Annotated in this window: 15 protein-coding genes; 4 read left to right on the forward strand and 11 right to left on the reverse strand. The window is 72.9% G+C overall.

Translation table 11 applies throughout. The annotated features are described in order from the left end of the window. Positions 1 to 127: 127 nt before the first annotated feature. The 3 genes from ACWEQG_RS10295 to ACWEQG_RS10305 form a co-directional block, all read right to left on the reverse strand. Positions 128 to 3,490 carry a glycosyltransferase gene (locus tag ACWEQG_RS10295; RefSeq protein WP_452283537.1) on the reverse strand — a complete coding sequence of 1,121 codons (3,363 nt, stop codon included), beginning with the start codon at positions 3,488 to 3,490 and terminating at the stop codon, positions 128 to 130. Between the two features lie 73 nt (positions 3,491 to 3,563). Continuing rightward, positions 3,564 to 5,243, reverse strand: coding sequence for a glycosyltransferase (locus ACWEQG_RS10300; RefSeq protein WP_452283539.1), 1,680 nt, complete (start codon positions 5,241 to 5,243; stop codon positions 3,564 to 3,566). Beyond that, positions 5,240 to 7,222, reverse strand: a complete 1,983-nt coding sequence (locus ACWEQG_RS10305) for a glycosyltransferase (RefSeq protein WP_452283541.1) — start codon at positions 7,220 to 7,222, stop codon at positions 5,240 to 5,242. Before ACWEQG_RS10305 ends, ACWEQG_RS10300 begins: the two co-directional genes overlap by 4 nt. A gap of 219 nt (positions 7,223 to 7,441) precedes the next feature. Here ACWEQG_RS10305 and ACWEQG_RS10310 point away from each other — a divergent pair, with 219 nt between their 5' ends. Then, positions 7,442 to 8,179: a polysaccharide deacetylase family protein gene (locus tag ACWEQG_RS10310; RefSeq protein WP_452283543.1), complete on the forward strand. Its 738-nt coding sequence runs from the start codon at positions 7,442 to 7,444 to the stop codon at positions 8,177 to 8,179. Here ACWEQG_RS10310 and ACWEQG_RS10315 read toward each other — a convergent pair. The 7 genes from ACWEQG_RS10315 to ACWEQG_RS10345 form a co-directional block, all read right to left on the reverse strand. Further along, the gene (locus ACWEQG_RS10315; RefSeq protein WP_452283545.1) at positions 8,118 to 9,338 is read right to left on the reverse strand and encodes an acyltransferase family protein; all 1,221 of its coding nucleotides are present in this window, start codon (positions 9,336 to 9,338) and stop codon (positions 8,118 to 8,120) included. The genes ACWEQG_RS10310 and ACWEQG_RS10315 overlap by 62 nt on opposite strands. 62 nt (positions 9,339 to 9,400) lie before the next feature. Next, on the reverse strand, positions 9,401 to 10,948 hold the full coding sequence (gene guaA / locus ACWEQG_RS10320) for a glutamine-hydrolyzing GMP synthase (protein WP_363468284.1): 1,548 nt from the start codon (positions 10,946 to 10,948) through the stop codon (positions 9,401 to 9,403). Between the two features lie 42 nt (positions 10,949 to 10,990). Next, complete coding sequence (locus tag ACWEQG_RS10325; RefSeq protein ID WP_452283547.1) at positions 10,991 to 11,887, reverse strand: class I SAM-dependent methyltransferase; 897 nt, start codon at positions 11,885 to 11,887, stop codon at positions 10,991 to 10,993. 55 nt (positions 11,888 to 11,942) lie between these two features. After that, the gene (locus tag ACWEQG_RS10330; RefSeq protein ID WP_452283548.1) at positions 11,943 to 13,682 is read right to left on the reverse strand and encodes an FAD-dependent oxidoreductase; all 1,740 of its coding nucleotides are present in this window, start codon (positions 13,680 to 13,682) and stop codon (positions 11,943 to 11,945) included. Continuing rightward, the gene (locus tag ACWEQG_RS10335; RefSeq protein ID WP_452283550.1) at positions 13,679 to 15,235 is read right to left on the reverse strand and encodes a succinic semialdehyde dehydrogenase; all 1,557 of its coding nucleotides are present in this window, start codon (positions 15,233 to 15,235) and stop codon (positions 13,679 to 13,681) included. Before ACWEQG_RS10335 ends, ACWEQG_RS10330 begins: the two co-directional genes overlap by 4 nt. A 63-nt stretch (positions 15,236 to 15,298) precedes the next feature. Beyond that, the gene (locus ACWEQG_RS10340) at positions 15,299 to 16,153 is read right to left on the reverse strand and encodes an alpha/beta fold hydrolase (RefSeq protein ID WP_452283552.1); all 855 of its coding nucleotides are present in this window, start codon (positions 16,151 to 16,153) and stop codon (positions 15,299 to 15,301) included. Continuing rightward, a complete protein-coding gene (locus ACWEQG_RS10345; RefSeq protein WP_452283929.1) occupies positions 16,150 to 16,743 on the reverse strand; it encodes a TetR/AcrR family transcriptional regulator in 594 nt (197 codons plus the stop codon). Before ACWEQG_RS10345 ends, ACWEQG_RS10340 begins: the two co-directional genes overlap by 4 nt. Positions 16,744 to 16,970: 227 nt before the next feature. Here ACWEQG_RS10345 and ACWEQG_RS10350 point away from each other — a divergent pair, with 227 nt between their 5' ends. The 3 genes from ACWEQG_RS10350 (at position 16,971) to ACWEQG_RS10360 (ending at position 22,636) form a co-directional block, all read left to right on the forward strand. Further along, entirely contained in the window at positions 16,971 to 19,103 is a 2,133-nt protein-coding gene (locus tag ACWEQG_RS10350; RefSeq protein WP_452283554.1) for a serine/threonine protein kinase, read from the forward strand. A gap of 45 nt (positions 19,104 to 19,148) precedes the next feature. Further along, the gene (locus ACWEQG_RS10355; RefSeq protein ID WP_452283556.1) at positions 19,149 to 21,095 is read left to right on the forward strand and encodes a beta-propeller domain-containing protein; all 1,947 of its coding nucleotides are present in this window, start codon (positions 19,149 to 19,151) and stop codon (positions 21,093 to 21,095) included. 62 nt (positions 21,096 to 21,157) lie between these two features. After that, positions 21,158 to 22,636 (forward strand): AAA family ATPase, encoded by a 1,479-nt coding sequence (locus tag ACWEQG_RS10360; protein ID WP_452283558.1) that lies wholly within the window; start codon positions 21,158 to 21,160, stop codon positions 22,634 to 22,636. An 11-nt stretch (positions 22,637 to 22,647) separates the two neighbouring features. Here ACWEQG_RS10360 and ACWEQG_RS10365 read toward each other — a convergent pair whose 3' ends face one another. Beyond that, the gene (locus ACWEQG_RS10365; protein WP_452283560.1) at positions 22,648 to 24,408 is read right to left on the reverse strand and encodes a glycerol-3-phosphate dehydrogenase/oxidase; all 1,761 of its coding nucleotides are present in this window, start codon (positions 24,406 to 24,408) and stop codon (positions 22,648 to 22,650) included. Positions 24,409 to 24,412 lie beyond the last annotated feature (4 nt).

Raw genomic sequence — 24,412 nt, forward strand, 5'->3', positions numbered from 1 at the left:
GGACGACCATTGAACGGCCCGGCAGTCGTACGGCTGCCGGGCCTCTCTTCCGCTTATGGTCCCTGGTCATGCCACCGCCCGGACCGATGCTCCCCAAACCGCCCACTTCTCGTGATGGGCGGCGTGGTCAGCCGAATAGGCCGTCCACCACCCGGCGGGCGGCCTGCCCGTCGGCCAGCGGACGGTATCTCGCCAGGAACGCGGCGTACGCGTCCCGGTGCTTGCCGGCGATCTCGTCGAGGTGCGCGACCGCGTCGAGCACCTCCCCCTCCCGCAGCAGCGCCGGCCCCGGCGCCTCGGGCAGGAGCCACAGGTCCTGCGGCCGGCCGGCGTGCAGGAGCACCGGCCGCCCCGTCGCGGCGAAGTCGAACACCGCCGTCACGTCCCCGGCGACCAGGACGTCCGCGGCGAGGTACAGCTCGTGCGGGTCCGGATGGCCGGTGACGTCGTGGAGCCGGGCGTCGTCCGGCCCGGCCTCGGAGGGACGGCGGACCAGCAGGACGTGGTCCTCCGGGAGCCCGGCCGCCAGGCGTCCGGCGTCGAGCGTGTCGTGCTCCCCCGCGACGTACAGCAGGACGCGGGCGGGCTCCGGCAGGCCGAGGCGGCGCCGCACCTCGGCGGCGCGCTCGCGGGTGCCGGGACCGGCCAGCAGGTCGTCGCACGGCAGGCCGGTCTCCCACACCTGTCCGTCGAAGCCGAGCGTCCGCCGCAGCAGCGGCGTCCACCACGGGCCCGGGGAGACGAGATGGGTCCACTGACCCGCCCCGACGCCGCCGGATACATCCTCGCCCGGGTACGCGGGCCCTTGCCAGGTCTGCACCACCGCCTGGCCGGTCCTGCGCTCGAACCACGGCGGCAGCGGCGCGTCGGTGACGACGAACCGGCACCGGGCGAGGGCCTCGTAGTGCTCCCGTCCCAGCGTGCGCACCGGTTCGACGTCGTCCGGCAGGGCGACCTGGCCGTCCCGCACGTTCCACAGCAGCGCCAGGTCGATCCCCCGGCGGCGCAGTTCCTCGCAGACGGCCCTCGGGCTGCCGCCGAAGCGGGTGCCCGCGCCGCCGTCGAACAGGACGGCGTCCCGCAGCGGCCTGTCCCGCATCTGGGGATAGGCCGTCGTGCGCAGCACCCGCTGCGCCTTCCTGCCGCGCTCGTCGGCGGTCAGGTCGCCGCTCACGGTCAGCAGGGCCCGGCCGGGGCCCGTCGTGACGATCCCGAACGTACGGCGGGCCGTCTGGTGGGCCGCCGGCACGTCCGTGTCGAACTCCAGCGGCAGGTCGGCCCAGTTCCCCCCGGCGGCGCGTGCCCGGATCGACAGGGCGTACCGGCCGCGCGGCAGCGGCAGCGGCCCGGCGGGTGAGCCCACCCGCTCGGGCGTCAGCCGTACCCGGAAGCGGGTTCCCGCACCCTCGATCGGCAGCAGCCACTCCCCGCGCCCGGGAGCGGGGTTCAGCGCGGTCACCACCAGCGCCGACATCTCGTACGGCACCGCGAGGCCGCCCTCGACGAGCAGTTCGCCGCCCGGCAGCCACTCGGCGAGGTCGGCGTACGCCGCGACGGGCTGGTCCCGCAGGACCAGGCCGCCGGTGCGGTCCCGCGACACGACCATCTCCCGGCCGGCCAGGCCGTATCGGCCGGTAGGCACGTCCTCGGCGAGGGTCACCGGCGTGACCGTGCCGTCGGCGGCCCGCACCGCGACCTCCCACCAGACCTCGGGCGCGGCGACCTCCGCGGGCACGGCCTCCCGGAACGCGGAGGTCCGGCTAGCGGGCAGCAGATCGCGCAGGTCGACGACGGCCTCGAACGTCCGCCGGTCCACGTGCACGGGACCGGTGCGGGGGACGCCGCCGGGACGCCGGGTGACCTCGAGCAGCGGGCCCGGCCCGAGGTCGTTGACGACATGGCCCACCAGGCGCAGCCGGCCGTCCCGCACCTCGTGGGTGACGACCCGGGCGGTCTCCCGCCCGGCCCGGAGCACGAGGTCGCCGGTCTCGCCGAGCAGCGGCGCGACGTAGTGGTCGGGGCCCACGGCGCGGTATCCCGCCTGCTCGGCGATGGAGGCGGCGGCGCGCGGGTCGGTCAGCCGTCCGCGCCGCAGGACGCCCCGGTGGAGCACGCGCAGCTCCACGTGCCACCGCCCGAGGCGGCCCGGCCTGGCCAGCGCCGCGGGGTCGATCCTCAGCCGGAAGCCGCCCCAGTCGCGCTCCTTCGACTTCGCCGAGATCCGGGTCCTGATGACCGTGGCCGGCACCCGGACGCGCCGTCCGGTCCGTTCATGGACGAGGGCGGCGAAGACCTGCTGGTGCACGCGCCGGGTGGGCCGCAGGAACGGCGGGGCGGCGCGGCCCTCCACCACGAGCACGCCGTCCTCCCACCGGACCGCGTCGATCCGGTGACGCGGGACGAGTTCGTCCCTGGCCCTGGTGACGGTGGCGGGGATCTCGGCGGAGCGCGCGAGGGGCACGTTCAGGTGATGACCGCCCATCCTGCGGACGAGCCGCCGGTCGGGCCGCACCTCCCGGTCCCAGGCGAGGACCTCCAGCAGGTCGGCCTGGCGGCGCAGCCGCACCAGATGCCACTGCAGACGCCGCAGGGCGGGCAGCCCGTCGAGCACGGGGGGCGCCACGTCCTCCAGGTAGAGGGCGGCGAGGTCGAGGAACCGCTCCCGGAACGCCGGGGAACCCTGGTCGAGCACGTCGAGGAAGTTCGTGAGGTCGCCGTCGAGGACGGCGTGGTCCCAGGCGTGGATGTGCGCGGTGAAGTGGTGCTCGCTGAGGAAGCGGCGGACCTCGGTGACGGCGGCGAACCGGTCCTCCAGATGCGCCGCCCGCGTCTTGTCCTGCGTGATCGAACGGCCGCCGCCCTCGCGCCGCCGCCACAGGTAGACCGGCGCGGGCAGCACGTCCACGGCCCGCGCCAGGAAGTGGGCGCGCAGGGCCACCGCGATGTCCTCGTACAGCACGCCTTCGGGGAAGGCGAACCCGTGGGCGTCCCAGAACGAGCGGCGCCACAGCTTGTTGGTCACCAGGCGGTCGCGCAGGAGCGTGCGCGCCCGGGTGATGTGGGTCGCCGCAGCGGCGTCGGCGAACACGGCCCGGTGCATGGCCGACTGACGGGCGCCGCGCCCGTCGAGGCGCAGCACGTTGCCCGTGGCGAGGTCCGAACCCGTGCGCTCCAGGGACGCCACGAGGTATTCGAGGGCGTGCGCCGGCAGCAGGTCGTCGCTGTCGAGGAACATCAGGTAGTCCCCGGTCGCGTGCCGCACCCCCGTGTTGCGTGCCGCGCCGAGCCCCGCGTTGACCTGGCGGACCAGCCGGAACCGGGCGTCCCGCGCCGCGAAGGCGGCGGCGATCCCGGCGCTGCCGTCCGGTGAGCCGTCGTCGACCATGACGACCTCGACGTCCTGCCAGGTCTGCGCGGCGACCGAGGCCAGGCATCCGGCGAGGTACGGTTCCACGTCGTAGATGGGGACGATCACGCTCAGGCGGGACATGGCTGGTCCTTGCGAGTCGGCGGAACGGCGATCGGAGGTCGAAAATCGGGGGCGGGGCCGGGGCCGGCTTGGCTCAGGCCGGGCGCACGAGCGCGCGCAGGCGCCTGCGGAGCACCCGCGCGGTGCGGCGCAGCGGCCTGGGCACCGAGCGGGTGAGCGGTTCGGGCACGAAGCGGAGCGATTTCGGCACCGAGCGAAGCGGTTTGGGCACCGAGCGAAGCGGTTTGGACACGGAGCGGGCCGCACGCGGAGCACCCGCCTCGCCCGAGGCCTTCGCCGGCGCGCGGCCGGGCATCGGCGGCACGGAGGCGGCGGCGAGCGCGGCGGGCAGGAAGCCCCACGTGGAGCCCGCGTCCCACACCGTGCCGTACATCTCGTGGACCAGGTCGTCGAGGTCGTCCCCCGGCCCGGCGCATCGCCGGGCGCGGCTCATCGCGGCGGTGCGCTCCAGCCGGGCGCTGACGACGCGGCCGTCCTTCCGCTCGTCCAGCGCCAGCGAGACGATGCCCAGCCGCTGCCGGTCGGCGTGCTTCACGACCGCTCCGATGGTGCCGCGCGAGGGCACCCAGCCCGGCGGGCAGTGGAAACGGAACGGCACGGGAAAGCAGTCGTCCGGCACGGCCTCGCGGAAGCGCACGCGCGGCTCGCCCTGGTAGCAGGCGAGCACCAGCCGCAGGTCGAGGCTGGGATCGCCGAGCGGGTCCCGCCGCCCGCCGCCGAGCCGCCCCCAGGGCCCGACGACGGTCACCCGCACGTCGGGCAGACGCCCGGCGAGCACGGCGTCGACGGTCGCCCTGACCTCCTCGAACGACGCGTCCCCCACCTCGACCACGACGTCGACGTACGGCACCAGATAGGAGCGGTGGGGGTGCCTGCGCAACCAGCGGAAGCTCGGGACGCGCTCGGCGAGGTGGGGCCAGTTGTGCCGCTTCACGTCGGTCTCCCGGCGCATGACGGTGGACCGGCCGAGGTGCCAGCACCGGCTGCGGCGGTCGGGCACGAACACGGCCCCCGCCTGGGCCAGCCGGTAGCCGAGCTCGGTGTCCTCGCCGAGGACCAGCGAGGCGTCCAGCCCGCCGGCGGCGCGCAGCAGGCGGGCCGGCAGCGACGCGGTGGCCCCGACCATGACGGAGAAGGCGTTGAAACCGGCCGCGCGCAGGTCGTCGGTCTGGTCCCAGCGCCGCTCGGTCCACTGCGGAGTGGCGTCCTCCTCGGCGTAGAGCTTGTGCACCGCGCCCGCCTCGACGGCCGCGAGCACCTCGCTCGCCGGGACCTCGTCCAGGCCGGGCACGAACCGCAGGTGCCCGAGCACGACCAGGTAGTCGGCCAGGTGATGCCAGCGCATCTGTGCCTCGACGTGCTCGGGGAACAGCACGAGGTCGGCGTCCAGGTAGAGGATCACCTCTCCCTGCGCCGCCTCGGCCCCCGCCGCGCAGGCGCTCGCCCTGCCCCACACCCCGCCGCGCGGGCGGACCACCCGCAGCCGCTCCGGCAGCGGCCCGGGTGATGACACTGCCGGCGTGTCGGGCAGCGGCGCCATGGGCCGGTCGCCGTCGTCCACCACCACGACCTCCATGAGATGGGCCGGGTAGGTCTGCCGCGCCAGGCCGGCCAGCGTGAGCGGCAGCGTGCGCTCCGCGCGGTAGGCGGGGATCACCACGCTCACCGTCCGCGTGGGGGTCCACTCCCCGGGTGCGGGCGGCTCCCCCAGCACCCCGTAGTCGTTGAGCGGGATGCGCACAGCCCCCGTCACGTCCTCACCACCGCCCGCCATGGGGCACCGTCCTCCATCAGTTCGTTGAAGACCAGCCCGCGCCACTGCTCCTGGTAGGCCGCGAGGAACGACTGCACGGGCTGACGCCAGGTGTGGCCGTACGCGCTGCGGCGGCGCAGCACGTAACCGAGGCCGTGGGTGCGGTAGATCCGGCCGCCGACGGCCTCCACCGCCTGCAGGAGCTGGCCGTCCACGGTCCTCGCCAGCGGACGGAATCCACCGGCCGCCTCGAACGCCGCCCGGGTGACCAGCATCGTGCCCCCGGCCACGAGCGGCGCGAACCGCTCGGTGCCGATGCACCTCCTGATCGTCACGTCGAGCGGCTCCAGGTAGACGAACTCCGCCGCCGTCCCGACGAGGTCGGCGCCGCTGTAGTGCCGGGCGAGCAGGAGGTCGGCGAGGTGGTCGGGGCCGTACCAGTCGTCGTCGTCCACCTTCGTCAGGTACGACCCGGACGCGGCGGCCGCCATCCGGTTCAGGACCTCGCCGAACGGCGTCGTGGCCGGGGCCTCGATCACGGTGAGCGGCAGCCGCGTGCGGGGGATCGCCGTCTCCCTCGCCGTGAAGCCGTGCAGCCCCACGATGAGCTCGGCGGTCACGCCGCGCTGGCGCTCCATCTGCTCGACCGCGAACGGCACCATCTCCGGGCGGCGCGTGCACAGCAGGATCGAGACCCGCGGCTCCGGCGGCACCGGCAGCCCGGCGGCCAGAGCGAGACGCCGCCAGCGGGCGGCGGCCCCGTGCTCGCGCAGCGCGGCCCTGCGCAGGCGGATGCTCAGCTCCTCCCGGCGCAGGTCGGACGTGATCGCCTCGCCGGTCACGGCCGCGAGCGCGGCGGTCAGGCCGGGGCCGAGCGCCCGGTCGCGGGCGGGATCGGGTGCGGCGAGCACCGGGATCCCGGCGGCGGCGAAAGCGGCCACGACGCGCGCGACCGCGCTCGCCCGCCCCTCCCCCGCCTGCGAGCCGACCGCGGGCACCTCGATCCCGCGTACGTCCCGCAGGCGGGAGACGTCCACGTCCGTGACCCGTCCCTCGGCCGGGAGCCGTACGAGCCTGTCCACGCCGAGGGTGACGGCGAACCCCTCCCGGTGCGCGGCGAGCACCGCCATCCCCTGCGAGGGCTGCCGGCGGAACCCGATGGGGTTGACCACGGCCTCGTCCAGCGGCGGCGTCAGACCATCCTCCACCGGCCCGCCGACCACCGGGCCGCCGACCACCGGGCCGCCGACCACCGGACCACCGACCACCGGGCCGGCAACCAGAGGGCCGACGACCACCGGGCCGTCCGCCTTCGCCCGGCGCAGCGGCAGGTCGCAGCCGGGGGCGTCGCGGCGGTCCGGCACCGGCCCGCCGGGCGGCGACAACGTCACGTTGGGATCGCCGGGCCGCCAGTCGGCCGTGCCGCCGCCCTCCAGCCCCGCGACGGGAGTGGTCGCCTCGCACGCGCCGAACAGGCCGCGCGCCACGTGGGCCACGACGTCGCCGGCCGGCACGGGCTCGGTGAAGGCGGCGTCGAGGTGCCAGCCGCGCCTGCGGCGGGTGACCCGTATCTCGGCCAGGTGACGCCAGCAGGCGCCCGGCGCGGCGACCGGCAGGGGCTGGGCCGCCCAGGGCGGCACGTCGGCGACGGCGATCCGCACCCGTGCCGCTGCGGGCAGCAGACCGCGCAGCGGCACCGCCCTGCGCAGATCGGCCGGGGACCGCACGGCGAGCACGACGCATCCGAGCGCACCGGTCCCGTCCGGCCCCCGGTCGGCACCGGCCGCGCCCGGCAGGGCGGACTCAGCGCCAAGGCGCCCGTCCGCGTCGCCCGCCGCGAGCGCCGGCGCGGGAACGGAGACGTCTTCCAGCGGTGTCCAGGGACCGGTGAAGCCCTCGACGAGGCGGCCGAGCAGCGCGGGACAGGACTCGAACCCGATCCACGTCCCCCACGCCGACCGGGAGGCGGCTCGCGTCACCCGCCCTCCTCACACTGCCCGGTTCCTCTTCCGACCGGCCCAGCATCGCGAACCCCGCTCGTGACGGGGCTGCCTTAGCCCCTTCCTTGGCCGAAGGTTTAATCGCTCCCCGCCGCAGGTGGAGGCGGGTTTTCCGGCGATACGGAACCGGACTGACGAGGAGGAAGTGCCGCGAAGCACGTTACGATGCCGCGTTATAGATTCCCGAGGAGTATCCCCATGGCTGTACCTCGTCTGATCCCTGTGGCCGTCGCGTGCGCCCTCGCAGCGGCCACCGCCACCCCCGCGCAGGCTCGCGGGACCGATGAGCCGTACTGCGCGACCCACAAGTGCATCGCCCTGACCTTCGACGACGGTCCGGGGCCGTACACCCAGACGTTGCTGAAGACCCTCGCCGAATACAAGGCCAAGGCGACGTTCTTCGTCATCGGGACGGAGGTGAAGAAGCATCCGAAGCTCACTCAGCAGATCGCCAAGTCGGGCCACGAGATCGGCAACCACTCGTGGGACGCCAGCTACCTGACCGAGCTCACGTACGCCCAGATCAACAAGAAGATCGGCGACACCCAGCGGCTGATCCAGAAGACGACGGGCAAGGCCCCGAAGCTCTTCCGCGCCCCCGGCGGGCTGCGCAACGGCGGAGTGCAGGAGATCACCGCCAAGTTCGGGCTCCTCCAGGTGCCCGGCACGACCGCCACGAAGGACTACATCAAGACCTACCGGCACGTGGACCTTCTCACCAGCCGGGCCCTCGACGTGGCCGGCGAGGGCGAGGTCGTGCTGATGCACGAGACCGTCAAGGAGACCGTGCAGTCGATGCCCGAGGTGCTCCAGACGCTGACCGCGGAGGGCTACAGCTTCGTGACGGTGTCCACCCTGCTGGAGGGCCAGGAGCTCACCCCGGGACAGGTATATCCCGACCGGTCGGGGACGGTGACGACGGCCGCCGTCGAATGATCCTGCGGCCCAGCGCCTGAGCCGGCGCCTCCACGAAGCGGTAGGTGAGCCAGCTCAGCGTGAGCAGCGCCACGAGGTAGCCGAGCGTGAGAGCCGCCCGGCCGGTCGGCGCGAGCGACCGCAGGTCGCCGGCGAGCACGTTCAGATACTTGAGCAGCGGGTGGTGCAGCAGGTAGACCGAGTAGCTGATCAGGCCGAGCCAGGTCAGCACGCCGGGCACGCGCCGCCCGCGCAGCGCCATGCCGAGCGCGAACGTCCCGCCGGCGAGGACCATCGTGGTGATCCACACGTCGGGCTGCACCCACCACCATCCCGCCTGGATCGACCACACCGGCGCGGCGGCCACCAGGGCCGCCGCGGCCACGACCGGGCCGAGCCCGGCCGTCCCCCGCTCCCACCGGTACAGCGCCGTCCCCGTGAACATCACCGCGAGGATGGCCGCGCCGAACCACGGCACGAAGCTGCCGAACACGAGCAGCACGAGCGCCGTCAGGCCCAGCGCGTACGCCGCCACCCTCCGGAACCGGCCGGTGATCAGGCAGGCCAGGCCCGCGACGAACAGCACACCGGTGGCGACGGCGGGCCACGGCCCCGGCAGCAGCGGCGCCGACAGCACCAGCCCGGCGCCCACCGCCACGACGCCGAAGGCGATCGCCAGCGTCCCGCTGCGCCGGTGCACGCCGCCGACGAACAACGCCGTCACCAGCAGGTAGAACACCATCTCGTACGACAGCGTCCACATCGGGTCGGCGAGGGCGCCGGTGTGAACGACGTCGAGCAGCATGCTCACGTGCGCGGCCACGGCCGAGGGGTCCCGCGGTACCTCCTGGCGCACCGGAACCCAGAACGCCATCGCGAGCACGAGGGCGATCACCAGCAGATACAGCGGGTACAGCCGGAAGACCCGGCTGATCCAGAAAGCCCCGACGTCGCCCCTGTTCTCCAGGGACGCGGGGATGATGTACCCGCTGACCAGGAAGAAGACCAGCACGCCGTACATGCCGAGGCTGAACCAGTAGGGGCGCAACGACGGCATGAGCCAGGGCAGCGCGTGCTCGGCGACCACCGCCATCGCGCCGATCCCCCGCAGGGCGTCCAGCCAGGCGAGCCTGGTGGCCTTGGCGCCGGAGCGAGCGGTGACGGGCTGAGTGGCAATCACCGCGATACCCTATCCGGCACGGCCGGGATCAATCCGGTTGATCTCCACTCATCGATCCCGGATCACTCCCACTCGATGGTGCCCGGCGGCTTGCTCGTCACGTCGAGGACCACGCGGTTGACCTCGCGGACCTCGTTGGTGATCCGGGTGGAGATGCGCGACAGCACGTCGTACGGCACGCGCGACCAGTCGGCGGTCATGGCGTCCTCGGAGCTCACCGGCCGCAGGACGACGGGGTGGCCGTAGGTGCGGCCGTCTCCCTGCACGCCGACCGAGCGGACGTCGGCCAGCAGCACGACCGGGCACTGCCAGATGTCGCGGTCGAGACCGGCGCGGGTGAGCTCCTCGCGGGCGATCGCGTCGGCCTCGCGGAGCAGGTCGAGGCGCTCGCGGGTGACCTCGCCGATGATCCGGATGCCGAGGCCGGGCCCGGGGAACGGCTGGCGCCAGACCATCGCCGAGGGCAGTCCGAGCTCCTCGCCGGCACGCCGCACCTCGTCCTTGAACAGCGTGCGCAGCGGCTCGACCAGCTGGAACTTGAGGTCCTCGGGCAGCCCGCCCACGTTGTGGTGAGACTTGATGTTCGCGGTGCCGGTGCCGCCGCCCGACTCGACCACGTCGGGGTAGAGCGTGCCCTGCACGAGGAAGTCCACCGGCCCGTCGGCGAGGATGGCGCGCTGCTCGTCCTCGAAGACCCGGATGAACTCCCGGCCGATGATCTTGCGCTTCTCCTCCGGGTCGGTGACGCCCGACAGCGCCTTGAGGAAGCGCTCGGAGGCGTCCACGACGCGCAGCTTGACGCCGGTCGCCTCGACGAAGTCCCGCTCGACCTGCTCGGCCTCGCCCTTGCGCAGCAGGCCGTGATCGACGAAGACGCAGGTCAGCCGGTCACCGATGGCCCGCTGCACGATCGCGGCGGCCACCGCGGAGTCGACGCCGCCCGAGAGCGCGCAGATCGCCCGGCCGTCGCCCACCTGGGCGCGCACCGCCTCGACGGCGTCCTCGACGATGTTGAGCATGGTCCAGGAGGGACGGCAGCCGGCCGCCTCCAGGAAGTGCTTGAGCACCTGCTGCCCGTGCTCGGAGTGGAGCACCTCGGGGTGGAACTGCACGCCGTACAGGCCGCGGGAGGGGTCCTCCATCGCGGCGACCGGGGTGGCGTCGGTGGCGGCCGTGACGGCGAACCCGGCCGGGGCGCCGACCACGGAGTCGCCGTGCGACATCCAGACGGTCTGCGCCACGGGCAGCCCGGCGAACAGCAGGCCCTCCTTGAGGACCTGGAGCGGGGTCCCGCCGAACTCGGCGGAGTCGGTCCTGGCGACCTCGCCGCCGAGCGCCCGGGCCATCGCCTGGAAGCCGTAGCAGATGCCGAAGGTCGGCACCCCGGTCTCGAAGAGGCCGTCCGGGACCGGCGGGGCGCCCTCGGCGTACACCGACGACGGGCCGCCGGACAGGATGATCGCCTTCGGCTTCTTCTCCAGCATCTCGGAGACCGGCATGGTCGACGGGACGATCTCGGAGTAGACGTGGCACTCACGCACCCGTCGTGCGATCAGCTGCGCGTACTGCGCGCCGAAGTCCACGACGAGGACCGTGTCGAACTCAGACACTGGAAAGGACCCCCATGAAGGCAGCGAGGCGGTAACGCCAGTCTATCGGCGCGGTGACGCGTCCCGCCCGGCCGCACCGCTCGGGCGGCCGGGCGGGCGGGCGCGGGTCAGCACCGAGATCTCGCCGGAGGCCAGCGCGTCGGAACGCGCCCAGAACGCGGGATCGACGGCGTCGCGCTCCGGCACCTGCTCGATCACCTCGAAGCCGTGCTCCTCCAGCAGGTCCGCCGCCTCCGCCGGGCTCAGGAACGTCAGCCAGGGCTCGCCGTGCTCGGCCACCAGCGGCATCAGGGTCTCGGCGTACGCCCGGGCGCGCGGGCCGCGCAGGGCCTCGGGCAGCAGGTGGTCGACGACGATCTCGCTGCCGGGGGCGAGGCGGCCGAGCCCGGCCAGCGTACGGGCGACGGCCGCACGGGTGAGATACGCGGTGACGCCGAGCCAGCTCACGAACGCGGGCCGGGTGAGATCGAAGCCGTGCGCGGCCAGCCGGTCGACCACGCGGCTGTCCTCCAGGTCCGCGGGGACGTACGTGAGACGGGGCGGCGCCGGGAGTCCCGCGCTCTCCATCGCCTCCCGTTTCCAGCGCTGGGTGGCCGGGTGGTCCACCTCGAAGACCTCCACAGGACCGGTGGCCGACCGGCAGGCGTAGGTGTCCAGTCCCGCGCCGAGGATCACGTACTGGCGGACGCCGCGCCGTACGGCGTCGGCCAGGCGGTCCTCGGTGTAGCGGCTCCGGGTGACGACGGCCGCGCGCAGCCCGGCGGCCACGGGATGGTCGCCCATCGTGCGATGCAGGCCCACCAGTTCCTCCGCGCGCTCCCCGAGCACGGCGTACGCCTGCGGATCGCGGAAGACGACCGGCTCGCCGTCGACGATCAGGTGCGCGGCGCGCGCCGCCGCCGCGTGGAGCGCGGTCCCGCTGGGTCCCTCGGCCTGCACGCGTCGAGCGTAAACCGCCGTGGAGATCGTGACGATGGGCCGGCCGGCTGCCGGATCAGGAGGCCGCGGGCTCCGCCGGGGGCGGGGAGCCGGGGGTCGCGCGGTGGGTGATCTCCACGATGGGCAGGCGCAGCGCGCCCGGCGCGGACGCCGGGACGACCGGCCGCACGGGCGCGACCGGCGTGAGCCGCGCGTACGGCGAGCCGAGGGCGGGCCGGGGGTCGGGCTCGCCCTTGTTGGGCCACAGCGCCATCGCCCGCTCGGCCTGCGCGGTGATCGTGAGGGAGGGGTTCACGCCGAGGTTGGCCGACACGGCCGAGCCGTCCACGACGTGCAGGCCCTCGTACCCGTAGACCCGGTGGTAGGGGTCGATCACGCCGCTCTCGGGCGAGTCGCCGATCGCGCAGCCGCCGAGGAAGTGCGCGGTCGCCGGGACGTCGAACAGGTCGAGCCAGGAACCGCCGGGAAGGCCGCCGATCTCCTCGGCCGCCAGGCGGACGGCCTCGTGCCCGGCGGGGATCCAGGTGGGGTTCGGCTCGCCGTGGCCCGGTCCCGCCCGCAGCTTGCCGCTCTTCAAGGACAGCGTGATCGAGTTGTCCTTGGCCTGCATGACCAGGGCGATGACCGTGCGCTCGGACCACCTGCGGTGGTTGAACAGCCGGGGCAGCAGGTGCGGCCGCCGCAGCGCCGCGCCGAGGAACTTCAACCAGCGCGGGGCCCGGCCGCCGCCGTCCACGAGCAGGGTGCGCAGCAGGCCCATGGCGTTGGAGCCGTCGCCGTACCGGACCGGCTCGATGTGCGTCTCCGCGTCCGGATGGATCGAGGAGGTGATCGCCACACCGCGGTTGAGCTTGCCGTCCTTCGCCGTCGGCCGCTCGAAACCGAGCAGGGCCTCGGAGTTCGTCCTGGTCAGCGCGCCGAGCCGGGGCGAGATCCGGGGCAGCGTGGTCGCCCTGAGCCGGTGGAGCAGGTGCTGCGTGCCGTACGTGCCGGCGGCGAAGACCACCTGGGCGGCGGTCAGCGTGCGAGTGGGGCCGAACGCCCCGGTGCGCTTCACCGTGATCTCGTAGCCGCCCTCGACGGGCCGCACCCCGGTCACGGTGGTCTCGGGGTGGACCTTCGCCCCGGCCTTCTCGGCCAGGTAGAGGTAGTTCTTGATCAGCATGTTCTTGGCGCCGTGCCGGCAGCCTGTCATGCACTCGCCGCACTCGACGCAGCCCCGCCGGCGCGGCCCCACGCCGCCGAAGTAGGGGTCGTCGACCTCGACGCCGGGCTCGCCGAAGAACACCCCGACCGGGGCGAGGTGGAAGGTGTGGCCGACGCCCATCCGCTCGGCGACCTTCCTCATCACCTCGTCTGCGGCGGTCACCGTTGGGTTCTCCACCACGCCCAGCATCCGTCTGGCCTGGTCGTAGTAGGGCGCGAGCTCCGCCTTCCAGTCGGTGATGTGGCGCCACTGCGGATCTTGGAAGAACGGGTCGAGCGGCTCGTAGAGCGTGTTGGCGTAGACGAGCGAGCCGCCGCCCACGCCCGCGCCGGCCAGCACCATCACGCCGTTGGAGCCGCGCAGGACGTGGATGCGCTGGATGCCCTTCAGGCCGAGCGCGGGGGCCCACAGGAAGTCCCTGGCCCGCCACGAGGTCTTCGGCAGGGTCTTCTCGTCGAACCGCCGGCCGGCTTCGAGGACGCCGACCGAGTAACCCTTCTCGGTGAGCCGCAGCGCGGTCACGCTCCCGCCGAACCCCGACCCGATCACCGCGACGTCGTAGTCCAACGCCCCGCCTTCCTTGCTCACTTGAGGTGCAGCCGCTTCATCGTCTTGAGCAGCCCCGCGAGCGTGTCGGCGTACCTGTCGTAGGTCATGCCGAGGATCGGCTCGAAGCCCAGCCACGTGGCCTGGCTCGCCACCGTCTGGACCTCCGTGTACTTCAGCAGGCCCTCGGTCCCGTGGCGGCGGCCGAGCCCGGACGACTTCATCCCGCCCATCGGCGCGTCGTAGGAGGCGTACGCCGAGCCGTACCCCTCGTTGATGTTGACGGTGCCCGCCTTGATCCGGGCGGCGAGGCGGCGGCCCCGGGCGACGTCCCGGGTCCAGATCGAGGCGTTCAGCCCGTACGCCGTGTCGTTGGCCGCGTGGACCGCCTCGTCCTCGTCCCTGAAGCGGTAGAGCGACACGACCGGCCCGAACGTCTCGTCCCGGCAGACGGCCATGTCCTCGTCGACGCCGTCGAGGACGGTCGGCTCGTAGAAGAACGGGCCGAGGTCGGGGCGCGGCCGGCCGCCCGTCAGCACCGTGGCGCCCTTGGCCACCGCGTCCTCGACGTGCGCGGCGACCCCGTCGAGCTGCCGCTGCGAGGTGAGCGAGCCCATCTGCGGGTCCCAGTCGAGACCGGGGCCGATCTTCATGTTCTCCACCGCCCGCACGAACTTGTCGCGGAAGGCGCCCGCGACGGCCTCGTGCACGTAGAGGCGCTCGATCGAGATGCACAGCTGCCCGGCGTTGGTGAAGCAGGCCCGGATCGCGCCCTGCGCGGCGACGTCGAGGTCGGCGTCGTCGAGCACGATCATCGGGTTCTTGCCGCCGAGCTCCAGCGAGCAGCCGATGAGCCGTTTGGCCGCCTCCTCGGCGATCCTGCGCCCGCCGCGCGTCGAGCCGGTGAACGCGACGTAGTCGGCGCCGTCGATCAGCGGGTCGCCGATGTCCTCCGGATCGCCGACCACGACCTGCCAGATGTCGCGCGGCATGCCCAGCTCGGCCAGCAGGTCGATCGTCCACAGCGTGGACAGCGGGGTCTGGGTGTCCGGCTTGTGCACGACGGCGTTGCCCGCGATCAGGGCGGGGACCACGTCGGTGACGCCGAGGGCCAGCGGGTAGTTCCACGGGCTGATCACCGCGACCTTGCCCTTGGGGTGGCGCAGCTCGGTCGTCCGGGTGGCGATCGGGAAGATGCCCTGCCTGCGCTGCGGCTCCAGCAGCCCCGACGCCCGCCGGGCGTAGTAGAGCGTGCAGCCCGCCACGTCCGCGAGCTCCTCGTACGCGTGGCGGCGCGCCTTGCCCGTCTCCCACTGCACCACGTCGAGCAGTTCCCCGCGCCGGTCGAGCATCGCGTCGTGGAGCCGCAGGAAGGGCTTGATCCGCTCACCGACCGGCAGCGCCGCCCAGGACTCCTGCGCCTGCCTGGCCCTGGCGTACGCCGCCCGTACGTCCTCGGGGGTGGAGATCGGGACCTCGGCCAGGACCTCGCCGGTGAACGGCGCGAGGATCTCCCGCGTCTTGCCCTCCGAGGAGACGTGCGCGAGGATCCGGTCGACCATGGCCGCGTCGAGCGTCCGATTCATGGCACCCATGGCGGAAGAATATTCCGGAGCTCCGCTCGTGGCTACCGGTAAGTAATGACCCTCGCGCCGAGGTTACGCGCTCAGAACCGCGCGGAGCGTCTTCCCGAACTCCGCGGGATGCGTGGTGAGCCCCGTATGCCCGCCCGGGAAGTGGACGAGCTCCGTGCCGAAGCGTTCGGCCAGGAAGGCGGCGGGACGGTAGGGCAGCTCACCACGTGAGTCCGCTCCGGCCGCGAGGACGAGCCGGTCCGACAGGGCCTCCAGACGGTCCACGTCCGGCGTGTACGCCATGAAGCTCGGCACGATGCGCCCGAGGAAGTAGGGCATGTCCGCCATCGTCCGCTCGGCTCGGGCCGCCGCCTCGGGCGGTAGCTCCATGGCCGCCGGGGGCTCGACGGGGTCACCAGGGGCACCGGGGTCGCCGGGCCGCCTCAGACCGGCCGCGAACACCGCGGCCGCGGGCATCAGTCCCTCTCGTCGGAGCGTGTCCTGGACGCGGGCGAGCAGCGCCCGGTGCTCGGCGGCGTCCGGCAGCACCTCGACCACCGGCGGCTCGTGCGCCACGACGCGTTCGACGCGCTCGGGGCGGGTGGTGAGCAGGTGCAGCGCGACGATCGCGCCGGAGCTGCAGCCGGCCACCCGGGCGGGCGCGTCCGGAGACAGCAGGTCCAGCAGCCGCACCGCGTCGTCGGCGTGCCGCGCGACCGACTGCCCGGCCTCCGGATCGTCCAGCGGGCTGCGGGTCAGGCCGCGCGGATCGTACGACGCGACCGTGTAATCGGCGGCCAGGTCGTCCGCGACCCCGTCGTAGGCGGCCGCGCCGCCCGTGCCGCCGGGGATGAGCAGCAGGAGCGGGCCCGTGCCGCGCACCTCGTAGTGCAGGGTGGCGCCGTCCACGCGCAGGCGGCCGGTGGTCGGGCTGGTCATGCGGGGTCTCCTTCGTCGTGCGGGGGCCAGTGCTCGAGGAGGGTGTGCAGGGCGTCGAGGCAGCGGACCCAGGTGTCTTCGGCCGGGCGCGCGTGCGCGAACCCGCCCGCGGCCTCGAGGCTGGTGAAGCCGTGCAGCGTGCTGCGCATCAGCCGGACCGCGTCGGTCAGGTCGGGTTCCGCCAGCGCGTAGGCGCGCAGCATGCCGTAGGTCAGCTCGACGGCGCGCCGCGGTCCGGGCGCCCGGGCCACGAGCTCGGGATCGATCTGTATCGGGATCTGCGTCGCCGTGTATCGGCCCGGGTGGTCGTGGGCGTACTGCCGCCAGGCGTTCGCGTACGCGACCAGCGCGTCCTTCCCGGCCCGCCCGGCGATCGCCTCCGCGATGCGGAGGGTCTTCTCGTCCGCCGCCAGCAGCGCGATGCGCCCGCGCAGGTCCTCGAGGTTGCGCACATGCGCGTAGAGGCTGGCGTCTTTCACCCCGAGCCTGCGCGCCACCGCCGACATGGTCACGTGGTCGAGCCCGGCCTCGTCCGCCAGCTCGGCACCGGCGAGCGTCACCCGATCCGCCGTCAACCCGGCCCGCCCCATCCGCATGCCACCCCTTCACCTAGGGCCATTCGTTTTTATCTAATGACCCTAGGTTACACGTCTGAACAGCGCGAAATGTGATCCCCCGGGACTCCGAGGAGGACACGCGCCGCTCGCCGGGTGGATCCCGCATGGGGCCTCGACGCTCCCGGGCAGGAGGCTCCGGGCACACGGCGTCTTCGCCGGAAACACCCTCGCGGCCGCATCGGTCCAGCAAAATCGAGTACGTGCCGGACATCTCACCTCTGCGACCGGGCGACCCCCAGTGCATCGGCCAGTACAGACTCACCGGCCGTCTCGGTACGGGCGGACAGGGCATCGTCTACCACGCCACCGGGTTGACCGGCGAACCTGTCGCCGTCAAATGGATCCGTGCCGATCTGACCGGTGACACCGTCACCACCGAGCGCTTCCTGCGGGAGGTCGCGGCGGCCAAACGTGTGGCGGCCTTCTGCACGGCACAGATCCTCGACACCGGCATGGAGTCCGACCGGCCGTACATCGTCAGCGAATACATCGACGGCCCCTCGCTTCAGCAGAGCGTCGCCTCCTCAGGTCCCGTCAGGGGGAACGCCCTCTACCGTCTCGCCATCGGTGTCGCCACCGCCCTGGCGGCCGTTCACAGAGCCGGAATCGTGCATCGCGACCTCAAGCCGCCGAACGTGCTCCTGGGGCCCGACGGGGTGCGGGTCATCGATTTCGGCATCTCCCGCGCGCTGGACGCCACCTCGTCGCTGACCTCGGCGCCCATCGGCACTCCCGCTTACATGGCGCCGGAGCAGTTCCTGAACAAGGACATCGGCCCTGCGACGGACATGTTCGCCTGGGCGAGCACGATCACGTTCGCGGCGTCCGGAACCCCCCCGTTCGGCAGTGCACCCTTGCCCGCCGTGATCAACCGGATCCTCAACGCCGCGCCAGAGATCCGCGGGATCGACGGCACGTTGCGGGATCTGGTCGCCTCCTGCCTCCGGAAAGACCCGGCACGGCGGCCGACCGCCCAGCAGGCCATCGAGGCCCTGTTGGAGCAGTGCACCCCCGATGCCGTCGCCCCTGGCGGCGAGGGCCCGCAGCCGGAGGCCGTCACCGGCGCGGCCGCGCCGGAGACCGAAGGACCGTCGCCCCCTCCATCCCAGACTCCCGTGCGGTCACGGTCCGCTCCGGGCCGGCGGCCCGATGCCCGCGCCGGCGTGCGTCCGGTCGAGGCAGGCGGAGGCCGGGAGACGGAGATCGATCCGGCCGTCGAGCCGGGCGGCCGAGCGGGTCGCCACCGGGTCAAGGTCGCCGCCGCGGTCGCCGTGATCGCCGCGATCACCGCCGGCCTTCTGCTCCGCTCCGGCGACCGGGGCGGCACGGGCGCCGAGGCGGCCAGAGTGGTCACTTCTCTCACGCCGCCGCCGGCCCACACACCGCAGGGGGGCGCCTCGACGCCCGCCGCGGCCTCGGCTGCGTCCGTCACCGTGCCCAGGACGGGCCTGACCAAGACGAAACTGCCCGGCGTGGCGGCCACCCTCTACGAGCATCCCGACGACCCGGTGTCGGTCGCGTCTTTCACCACGGACGCGGCGGAGTACACGTACGTCAGGAACTCGATGTCCGCGCCGTTCGAGAAGAAGGACGGCTATCTCGACTACACCGTCTCGCCGGACGGCACGTACGGGCTGGGCATACCCGTCTACTTCTACAAGGGCACGTCGTCCGTCGATCTCATCCAGCTGAGAACCGGAGTGATGCACAAGGTCAAGACAGTGCGCCAGCCCAAGGTGGCGGACTTCTTCCAGTGGTCCCGGGACGGCCGCAAGGTCCTGCTGAGCATCAGGAAGCCTTCCGGCGAGGACCGGATCACCACCGGCTTCGTCGTGATCGACGCCGCCCGGGGAACCGCGAAGATCGTGGAGGTAGACGACCCGGCTATCAAGGAATCGGTGTTCGGGTGGGACGCGGACGAAGAGGGAGTGGTCGCGTTCTTCCGCAGTGGCCGGACCAAGGGCCTGCGCTTTTTCGACCTGAGTGGGAAGGCGGTCCGCGACATCACCGGTCCGGCCATGTTCAACGACATCGCCCAGTTCCTGTTCTCCCCGTCCGGAACCTCGTTCGCCAGCGGCTGCCCCTCGGGCGACGCGGATCTGTGCGTCTGGGATCACGCGACGGGGCGGGAGAAACTGCGGATTGCGTCTGGATGCTCTCGGTTCATGGGCTGGTACGACGAGCGGCACGTCGTCTGCTGGGAGCAAGGCGACGGCGACAGGAACGTACTGGTGATCCTCGACATGACCGGCGGCATGGCTCGCGCGCTCATGCAGGCCAGTGATGAGGCGGTGGACGATCTGATTGTCAACCTGAGGTTCAGGCCCTCGTGAGCCGCACGCGGTGAACCGCCCCCGGCGGCGGTCCGTCTTGTGGGCATGAGGACATCGATTCGTACGGCGGGCGTTCTCGCCGCGCTGCTGGCCACGGGAGCCACGGGCTGCGCGGGTGGCCGTACGGCACAGGATCTCCCGCCCTCTCCGGCCGACCTGACCGGCAAGGTACGGCTCGTCGCCTACACCGACTGCGATGAACTGGCCGAAGGGTTGCGGCAGGCGGCCGCGCGGAACGTGACCCCCTGGGGCTTCGGGGAGAACATGCTCTTCGCGGCCCGTTCCGACGTCGCCGCCGCCAAGGAGGCGACGTCCGGGCAGCCGCCGCACTCGACCACGAACACGCACGAGGCGGGCGTGGACGAGCCCGACCTGGTCAAGACCGACGGCAATCGGGTGATCACGGTCACGAGGGGCGTGCTGCGCGTCGTGGACGCCCAGAGCCGGAAGGTCACCGGAACTCTGCGGCTCGTCGCCGAGGACCAGTCGTGGGCCCAGGCCGACCTGCTGGTCCACGGCGACCGCGCGCTCGTGCTGTTCCAGGGCGGCGGGATCATCCCGTTCGGGGCGACGGCCAAGACCAGGGCCGGCGCCGGCGGCCCGAGATACGTGCTCGTGGACCTGTCCGGCGAGCCGCGCGTCCTCGGCGCGATGACCGCGAACGGACAGCACGTCGACGCCCGGCAGACCGGCTCCACGGTGCGGCTCGTCGTCCGGTCCCAGCCGGCGATCGCCTTCCCGGCGCCGAAGGGGAACGAGCCGGAGAAGGAACTGCTCGAAGCCAACCGTCAGGCCGTGCTGTCCGCCCCCGCCGACGCGTGGCTGCCGTCGTACGACGTCGAGTCCGGCGGCGCGAGCCGCACCGAGCGGGTCGGCTGCGACCGGGTCAGCCACCCCGAGCAGTTCACCGGCACCTCGATGCTGAGCATCCACACGATCGACCTGGCCGCCGCCGCACCGTTCGGCTCACTCACCCCGATCGCGGTCGCGGCCGACGGCGACACCGTGTACGGCACGGCGGGCAGCCTCTACGTCACCAGCAATCCCCGCTGGTGGGCGGCCCGCCCGGTCGACGTGGTGCCGATCCCCGAGGCTCCGGCCGCCACGTCCACGCCGCAGGCGCCGCCCGAGCGCACGGAGGTGCACCGCTTCGACGTCTCCGCCCCGGGCGCCCCGCGCTACGTCACCTCGGGCTCGGTGCCGGGCCGGCTGCTGAACCAGTACTCCCTGTCGGAGTACGACGGCCATCTGCGGGTGGCGACGACCAGCGGCGCGGAGGTGTTCGGCGCGAGCCCGGGCGGCAGTGAGAGCGGCGTGTACGTGCTCGACGCCGGCACACTCGCGCGGACCGGCTCGGTGACGGGCCTCGGCAGGGGCGAGCGGATCTACTCGGTCCGGTTCATGGACGGCCTCGGCTACGTGGTGACGTTCCGTCAGACCGACCCCCTGTACGCGCTGGACCTGCGGGATCCGGCCGCGCCGAAGGTCACCGGCGAGCTGAAGATCACCGGCTTCTCCGCCTACCTCCACCCGGCGGGCGAGGGCCGGCTGATCGGCATCGGCCAGGAGGCGAGCGGGGAGGGCCGCGCGCTCGGCACGCAGATCTCGCTGTTCGACGTCGCCGACCCGGCCGCGCCCGCCGTGCTGTCGCGGTTCCACCAGGAGCAGTCCGGTTCCGAGGCCGAGTGGGACCCGCATGCCTTCCTTTACTGGCCCGCCACCGGGCTGGCCGTGCTCCCGCTCGCGAACTGGGCCGACGGCGGGATCGCGGGAAGCGCGGCCCTCGCCCTGCGGGTGGGCGACCGCGAGATCACCAAGCTGGGCGTCGTCAGTCACCCGCGGCAGCCCGCCAGGAGCGACTTCGCCCCCGCCGACCAGGGCATCCGCCGTTCCCTCGTCATCGGCGACGACCTGTGGACCCTGTCCGACGCCGGCCTCAAGGTCAGCGACGCGGGCACGCTGACCGACCGGGCGTGGATCCCCTTCGCCTGACGACGTCCCCGTCACTGAAATACGGTTAAGCGAAGCGTATTTCAGTGGCGAGGTGATCGCTCGTGGTGGCCAAACCGGGACACATCTTCGATCGGGACTGGGAGTGGGAGGCGCTCACCTCCTTCGCGACCGGCGCCCAGGCGGAGGTGGCCTTCGGCGTCGTCAGCGGCCGCCGCAGGCAGGGAAAGACCTTTCTGCTCAAGAACCTGGCGGAGGCTCTGGGAGGTTTCTACTTCGAGGCGACGGAAGGCACGGAGATCGAGCTGCTCCGCCTGTTCGGGATGGCCTTGGCCAGACATACCGGCTCCCCGGTCGGCTACCCGTTCGCGGACTGGCGGGACGCTCTCACCTTCTTCTTCTCACTGGCCAAGGACCGGCCGACGCCGCTGATCATCGACGAGTTCCCGTACCTGATGAAGGCGAACCCGGCTCTGCCGTCCATCCTGAAGCAGGAGATCGACCTGCGCGGCCGCACGCACGGGGGCGCGAGCAACGCGCGGGTGCTGATCTGCGGCTCCGCGTTGTCGGTCATGGGCAAGATTCTCTCCGGACAGGCGCCGCTACGGGGCCGGGCCCGCCTGGAGCTCGTGGTCCAGTCGCTGTCCTACCGGGACGCCGCCGCGTTCTGGGGCGTGCAGGACGACCCGCGCCTGGCGGCGATGCTCCACGCGGTCGTCGGCGGCACCCCGGCCTATCGGGACGAGTTCGTGCTGGGCGATCGGCCGGAGTCGGTCGAGGACTTCGACCGATGGGTGGTCCGTACGATCCTCGACCGGAGGACGTCGCTTTTCCGCGAAGGGCGCTACCTGCTGGCGGAGGAGCCCGACATCCGCGACCCCGCCCTCTACCACTCGGTTCTCTCCGCAGTCGCGGCGGGGAACAACACGTGGGGCGGCATCGCCGGTCACATCGGGTACAAGTCCTCCGACATCGCCCATCCGCTCAACGTCCTTGAGGACTGCGGGCTGCTGATCAGGGAGAAGGACGCCTTCCGGTCGGGACGGACGCGGTACCGGATCGCGGAGCCGCTCATCACCTTCTACCAGGCGATCATGCGCCCGGAGTGGTCGGACCTCGGCCTCGGCCTCGCCGAGGAGGTCTGGCGGCGCTCCCGCCAGCGCTATCTGTCGAAGGTGATGGGGCCACACTTCGAGACGCTCTGCCGGGAGTACGCGTTGCGCCACGGCCGGGAGCACTTCGGCGAGGGCGGCATCGGCGAGGTCGCGGCCGGTACGGTGGCCGACCCCGAGGCCAGGACCCAGATCGACGTGGACGTGGCCGTCCTCGGCCCCGCCTATCCCGGCGAGCCCCGCGCCGTCAGGTCGCTGGGCGAGGCCAAGTGGGACAAGCTGATGGGCGTGCGCCATCTGGAGCGCCTTCGCCGCGCCCGCGACCTGCTGTCGGCGAAGGGCTACGACACCTCCGGAACCGTACTGGCCTGCTACAGCGGAGCCGGCTTCGACGACGACCTCCGGGCCGAGGCCGCGCGAGACTTCGCCGTCCTCCTCGTGGACCTGCCGGCGCTGTACGGCCACGCCTGATCGGCGAGGGCTCAGCCCGCGTCCCCGCGTGCCTTCGCGAGATCACGCGGGGGCGCGACGGGGACGATCTCCGGCGCGCCGAGACGGATCGCGTCGGCCTCCTGGTCGGTGTCCTGCTCCTGGGAGGCCCGCTCGGCCTCGACCCGCTTGGTGTAGTACTCGACCTCCCGCTTGACCTGCTCGCCGTCCCAGCCGAGCGGGCCGGCCATGAGCTCGGCGGCCTCCTGGGCGACCGCGGTGCCCCGGTGGAAGGTCTCGATCGAGATGCGGGTGCGCCGGGTCAGCGCGTCGTTGAGGTGCCGGGCGCCCTCGTGCGTCGCGGCGTACACGATCTCCGCGCGCAGGTAGTCGTCGGCGCCGTCGAGGGGCCGGCCGAGCGAGGGGTCGCGCTCGATGATCGCCAGCACCTCGTCGATGAGCGAGCCGTACCGCTCCAGCAGGTGCTCGATCCTGGCCACGTGCAGCCCGGAGGCGCGCGCCATCCGGTGGCGGGAGTTCCACAGAGCCTGGTAGCCCTCGGCTCCGGCGAGCGGCACCTGGTCGGTGCACGACGGCGGCACGCGCTGGTCGAGGCCGAGCGCGACCGCGTCCACGGCGTCGGCCGCCATGACCCGGTACGTCGTGAACTTGCCGCCGGCCACCATGACCAGTCCCGGCACGGGGTGGGCGACCACGTGCTCGCGCGAGAGCTTGGAGGTCTCCTCGGACTCCCCGGCCAGCAGCGGCCGCAGCCCGGCGTACACGCCCTCGACGTCGTCCCTGGTCAGCGGCACCGACAGCACCGAGTTGACCCGGTCGAGCAGGTAGTCGATGTCCGCCCGGGAGGCGGCCGGGTGGGCCTTGTCCAGGTTCCAGCGGGTGTCGGTGGTGCCGATGATCCAGTGCCGCCCCCAGGGGATGACGAACAGCACGGACTTCTCGGTGCGCATGATCAGGCCGCTGCGCGAGTGGATGCGGTCGCGCGGCACCACGAGGTGGATGCCCTTGGACGCCCGCACGTGGATCTGGCCCCGGCCGCCGACGAGCTGCTGGATGTCGTCGGTCCACACGCCGGTCGCGTTGACGACCTGGCGGGCCCGCACGTCCAGCTCCGCGCCCGTCTCCAGGTCGCACACGCGCACTCCGGTGACCCGCTCCCCCTCCCGGAGGAAGCCGACCGCCTGCACCCGCGAGGCGACGTGCGCGCCGTACGTCGCGGCGGTGCGCAGCGTGGTCATGACGTAGCGGGCGTCGTCCACCTGGGCGTCCCAGTACTGCACGGCGCCGGTGAACGCCGACCGCCGCAGCGACGGGACCACCCGGAGGGCCTGGCGGCGGGTCAGGTGGCGGTGCCCCGGCACGCCCCGGGTGAGGCCGAAGGACAGCCCGAGCGTGTCGTAGAGCGCGAGCCCCGCCCCGATGTACGGCCGCTCCCAGCCCGTGTGGGTGAGCGGATACAGGAACGGCACCGGCCTGACCAGGTGCGGCGCGATCCGCTTGAGCAGCAGGGCCCGCTCCCGCAGGGCCTCTCTGACCAGGTCGAAGTTGAACTGCTCCAGGTAGCGCAGCCCCCCGTGGATCAGCTTGGACGACCGGGACGACGTGCCGGAGGCGAAGTCGCGCGCCTCGACGAGGCCCACCGAGAGCCCCCGGGTCGCGGCGTCGAGCGCGACGCCGGCGCCGACCACGCCGCCGCCGATCACGACGACGTCGAGTTCCTGCGCCTCCATCCGCGCCAGGGCGGCGGTTCGTTCCGCCGGGCCGAGTCGCGCCGTGCCCATCCTCGCCGTCATAGGG

This window comes from Microbispora sp. NPDC004025 (assembly GCF_053604425.1).

Excerpts from the sequence above, each read along its gene's own strand:
- ACWEQG_RS10295 (WP_452283537.1), bottom strand. The coding sequence starts at position 3,490 with ATGTCCCGCCTGAGCGTGATCGTCCCCATCTACGACGTGGAACCGTAC.
- ACWEQG_RS10310 (WP_452283543.1), top strand. The coding sequence starts at position 7,442 with ATGGCTGTACCTCGTCTGATCCCTGTGGCCGTCGCGTGCGCCCTCGCA.
- ACWEQG_RS10335 (WP_452283550.1), bottom strand. The coding sequence starts at position 15,235 with ATGGGTGCCATGAATCGGACGCTCGACGCGGCCATGGTCGACCGGATC.
- ACWEQG_RS10340 (WP_452283552.1), bottom strand. The coding sequence starts at position 16,153 with ATGACCAGCCCGACCACCGGCCGCCTGCGCGTGGACGGCGCCACCCTG.
- ACWEQG_RS10345 (WP_452283929.1), bottom strand. The coding sequence starts at position 16,743 with ATGGGGCGGGCCGGGTTGACGGCGGATCGGGTGACGCTCGCCGGTGCC.
- ACWEQG_RS10355 (WP_452283556.1), top strand. The coding sequence starts at position 19,149 with ATGAGGACATCGATTCGTACGGCGGGCGTTCTCGCCGCGCTGCTGGCC.
- ACWEQG_RS10365 (WP_452283560.1), bottom strand. The coding sequence starts at position 24,408 with ATGACGGCGAGGATGGGCACGGCGCGACTCGGCCCGGCGGAACGAACC.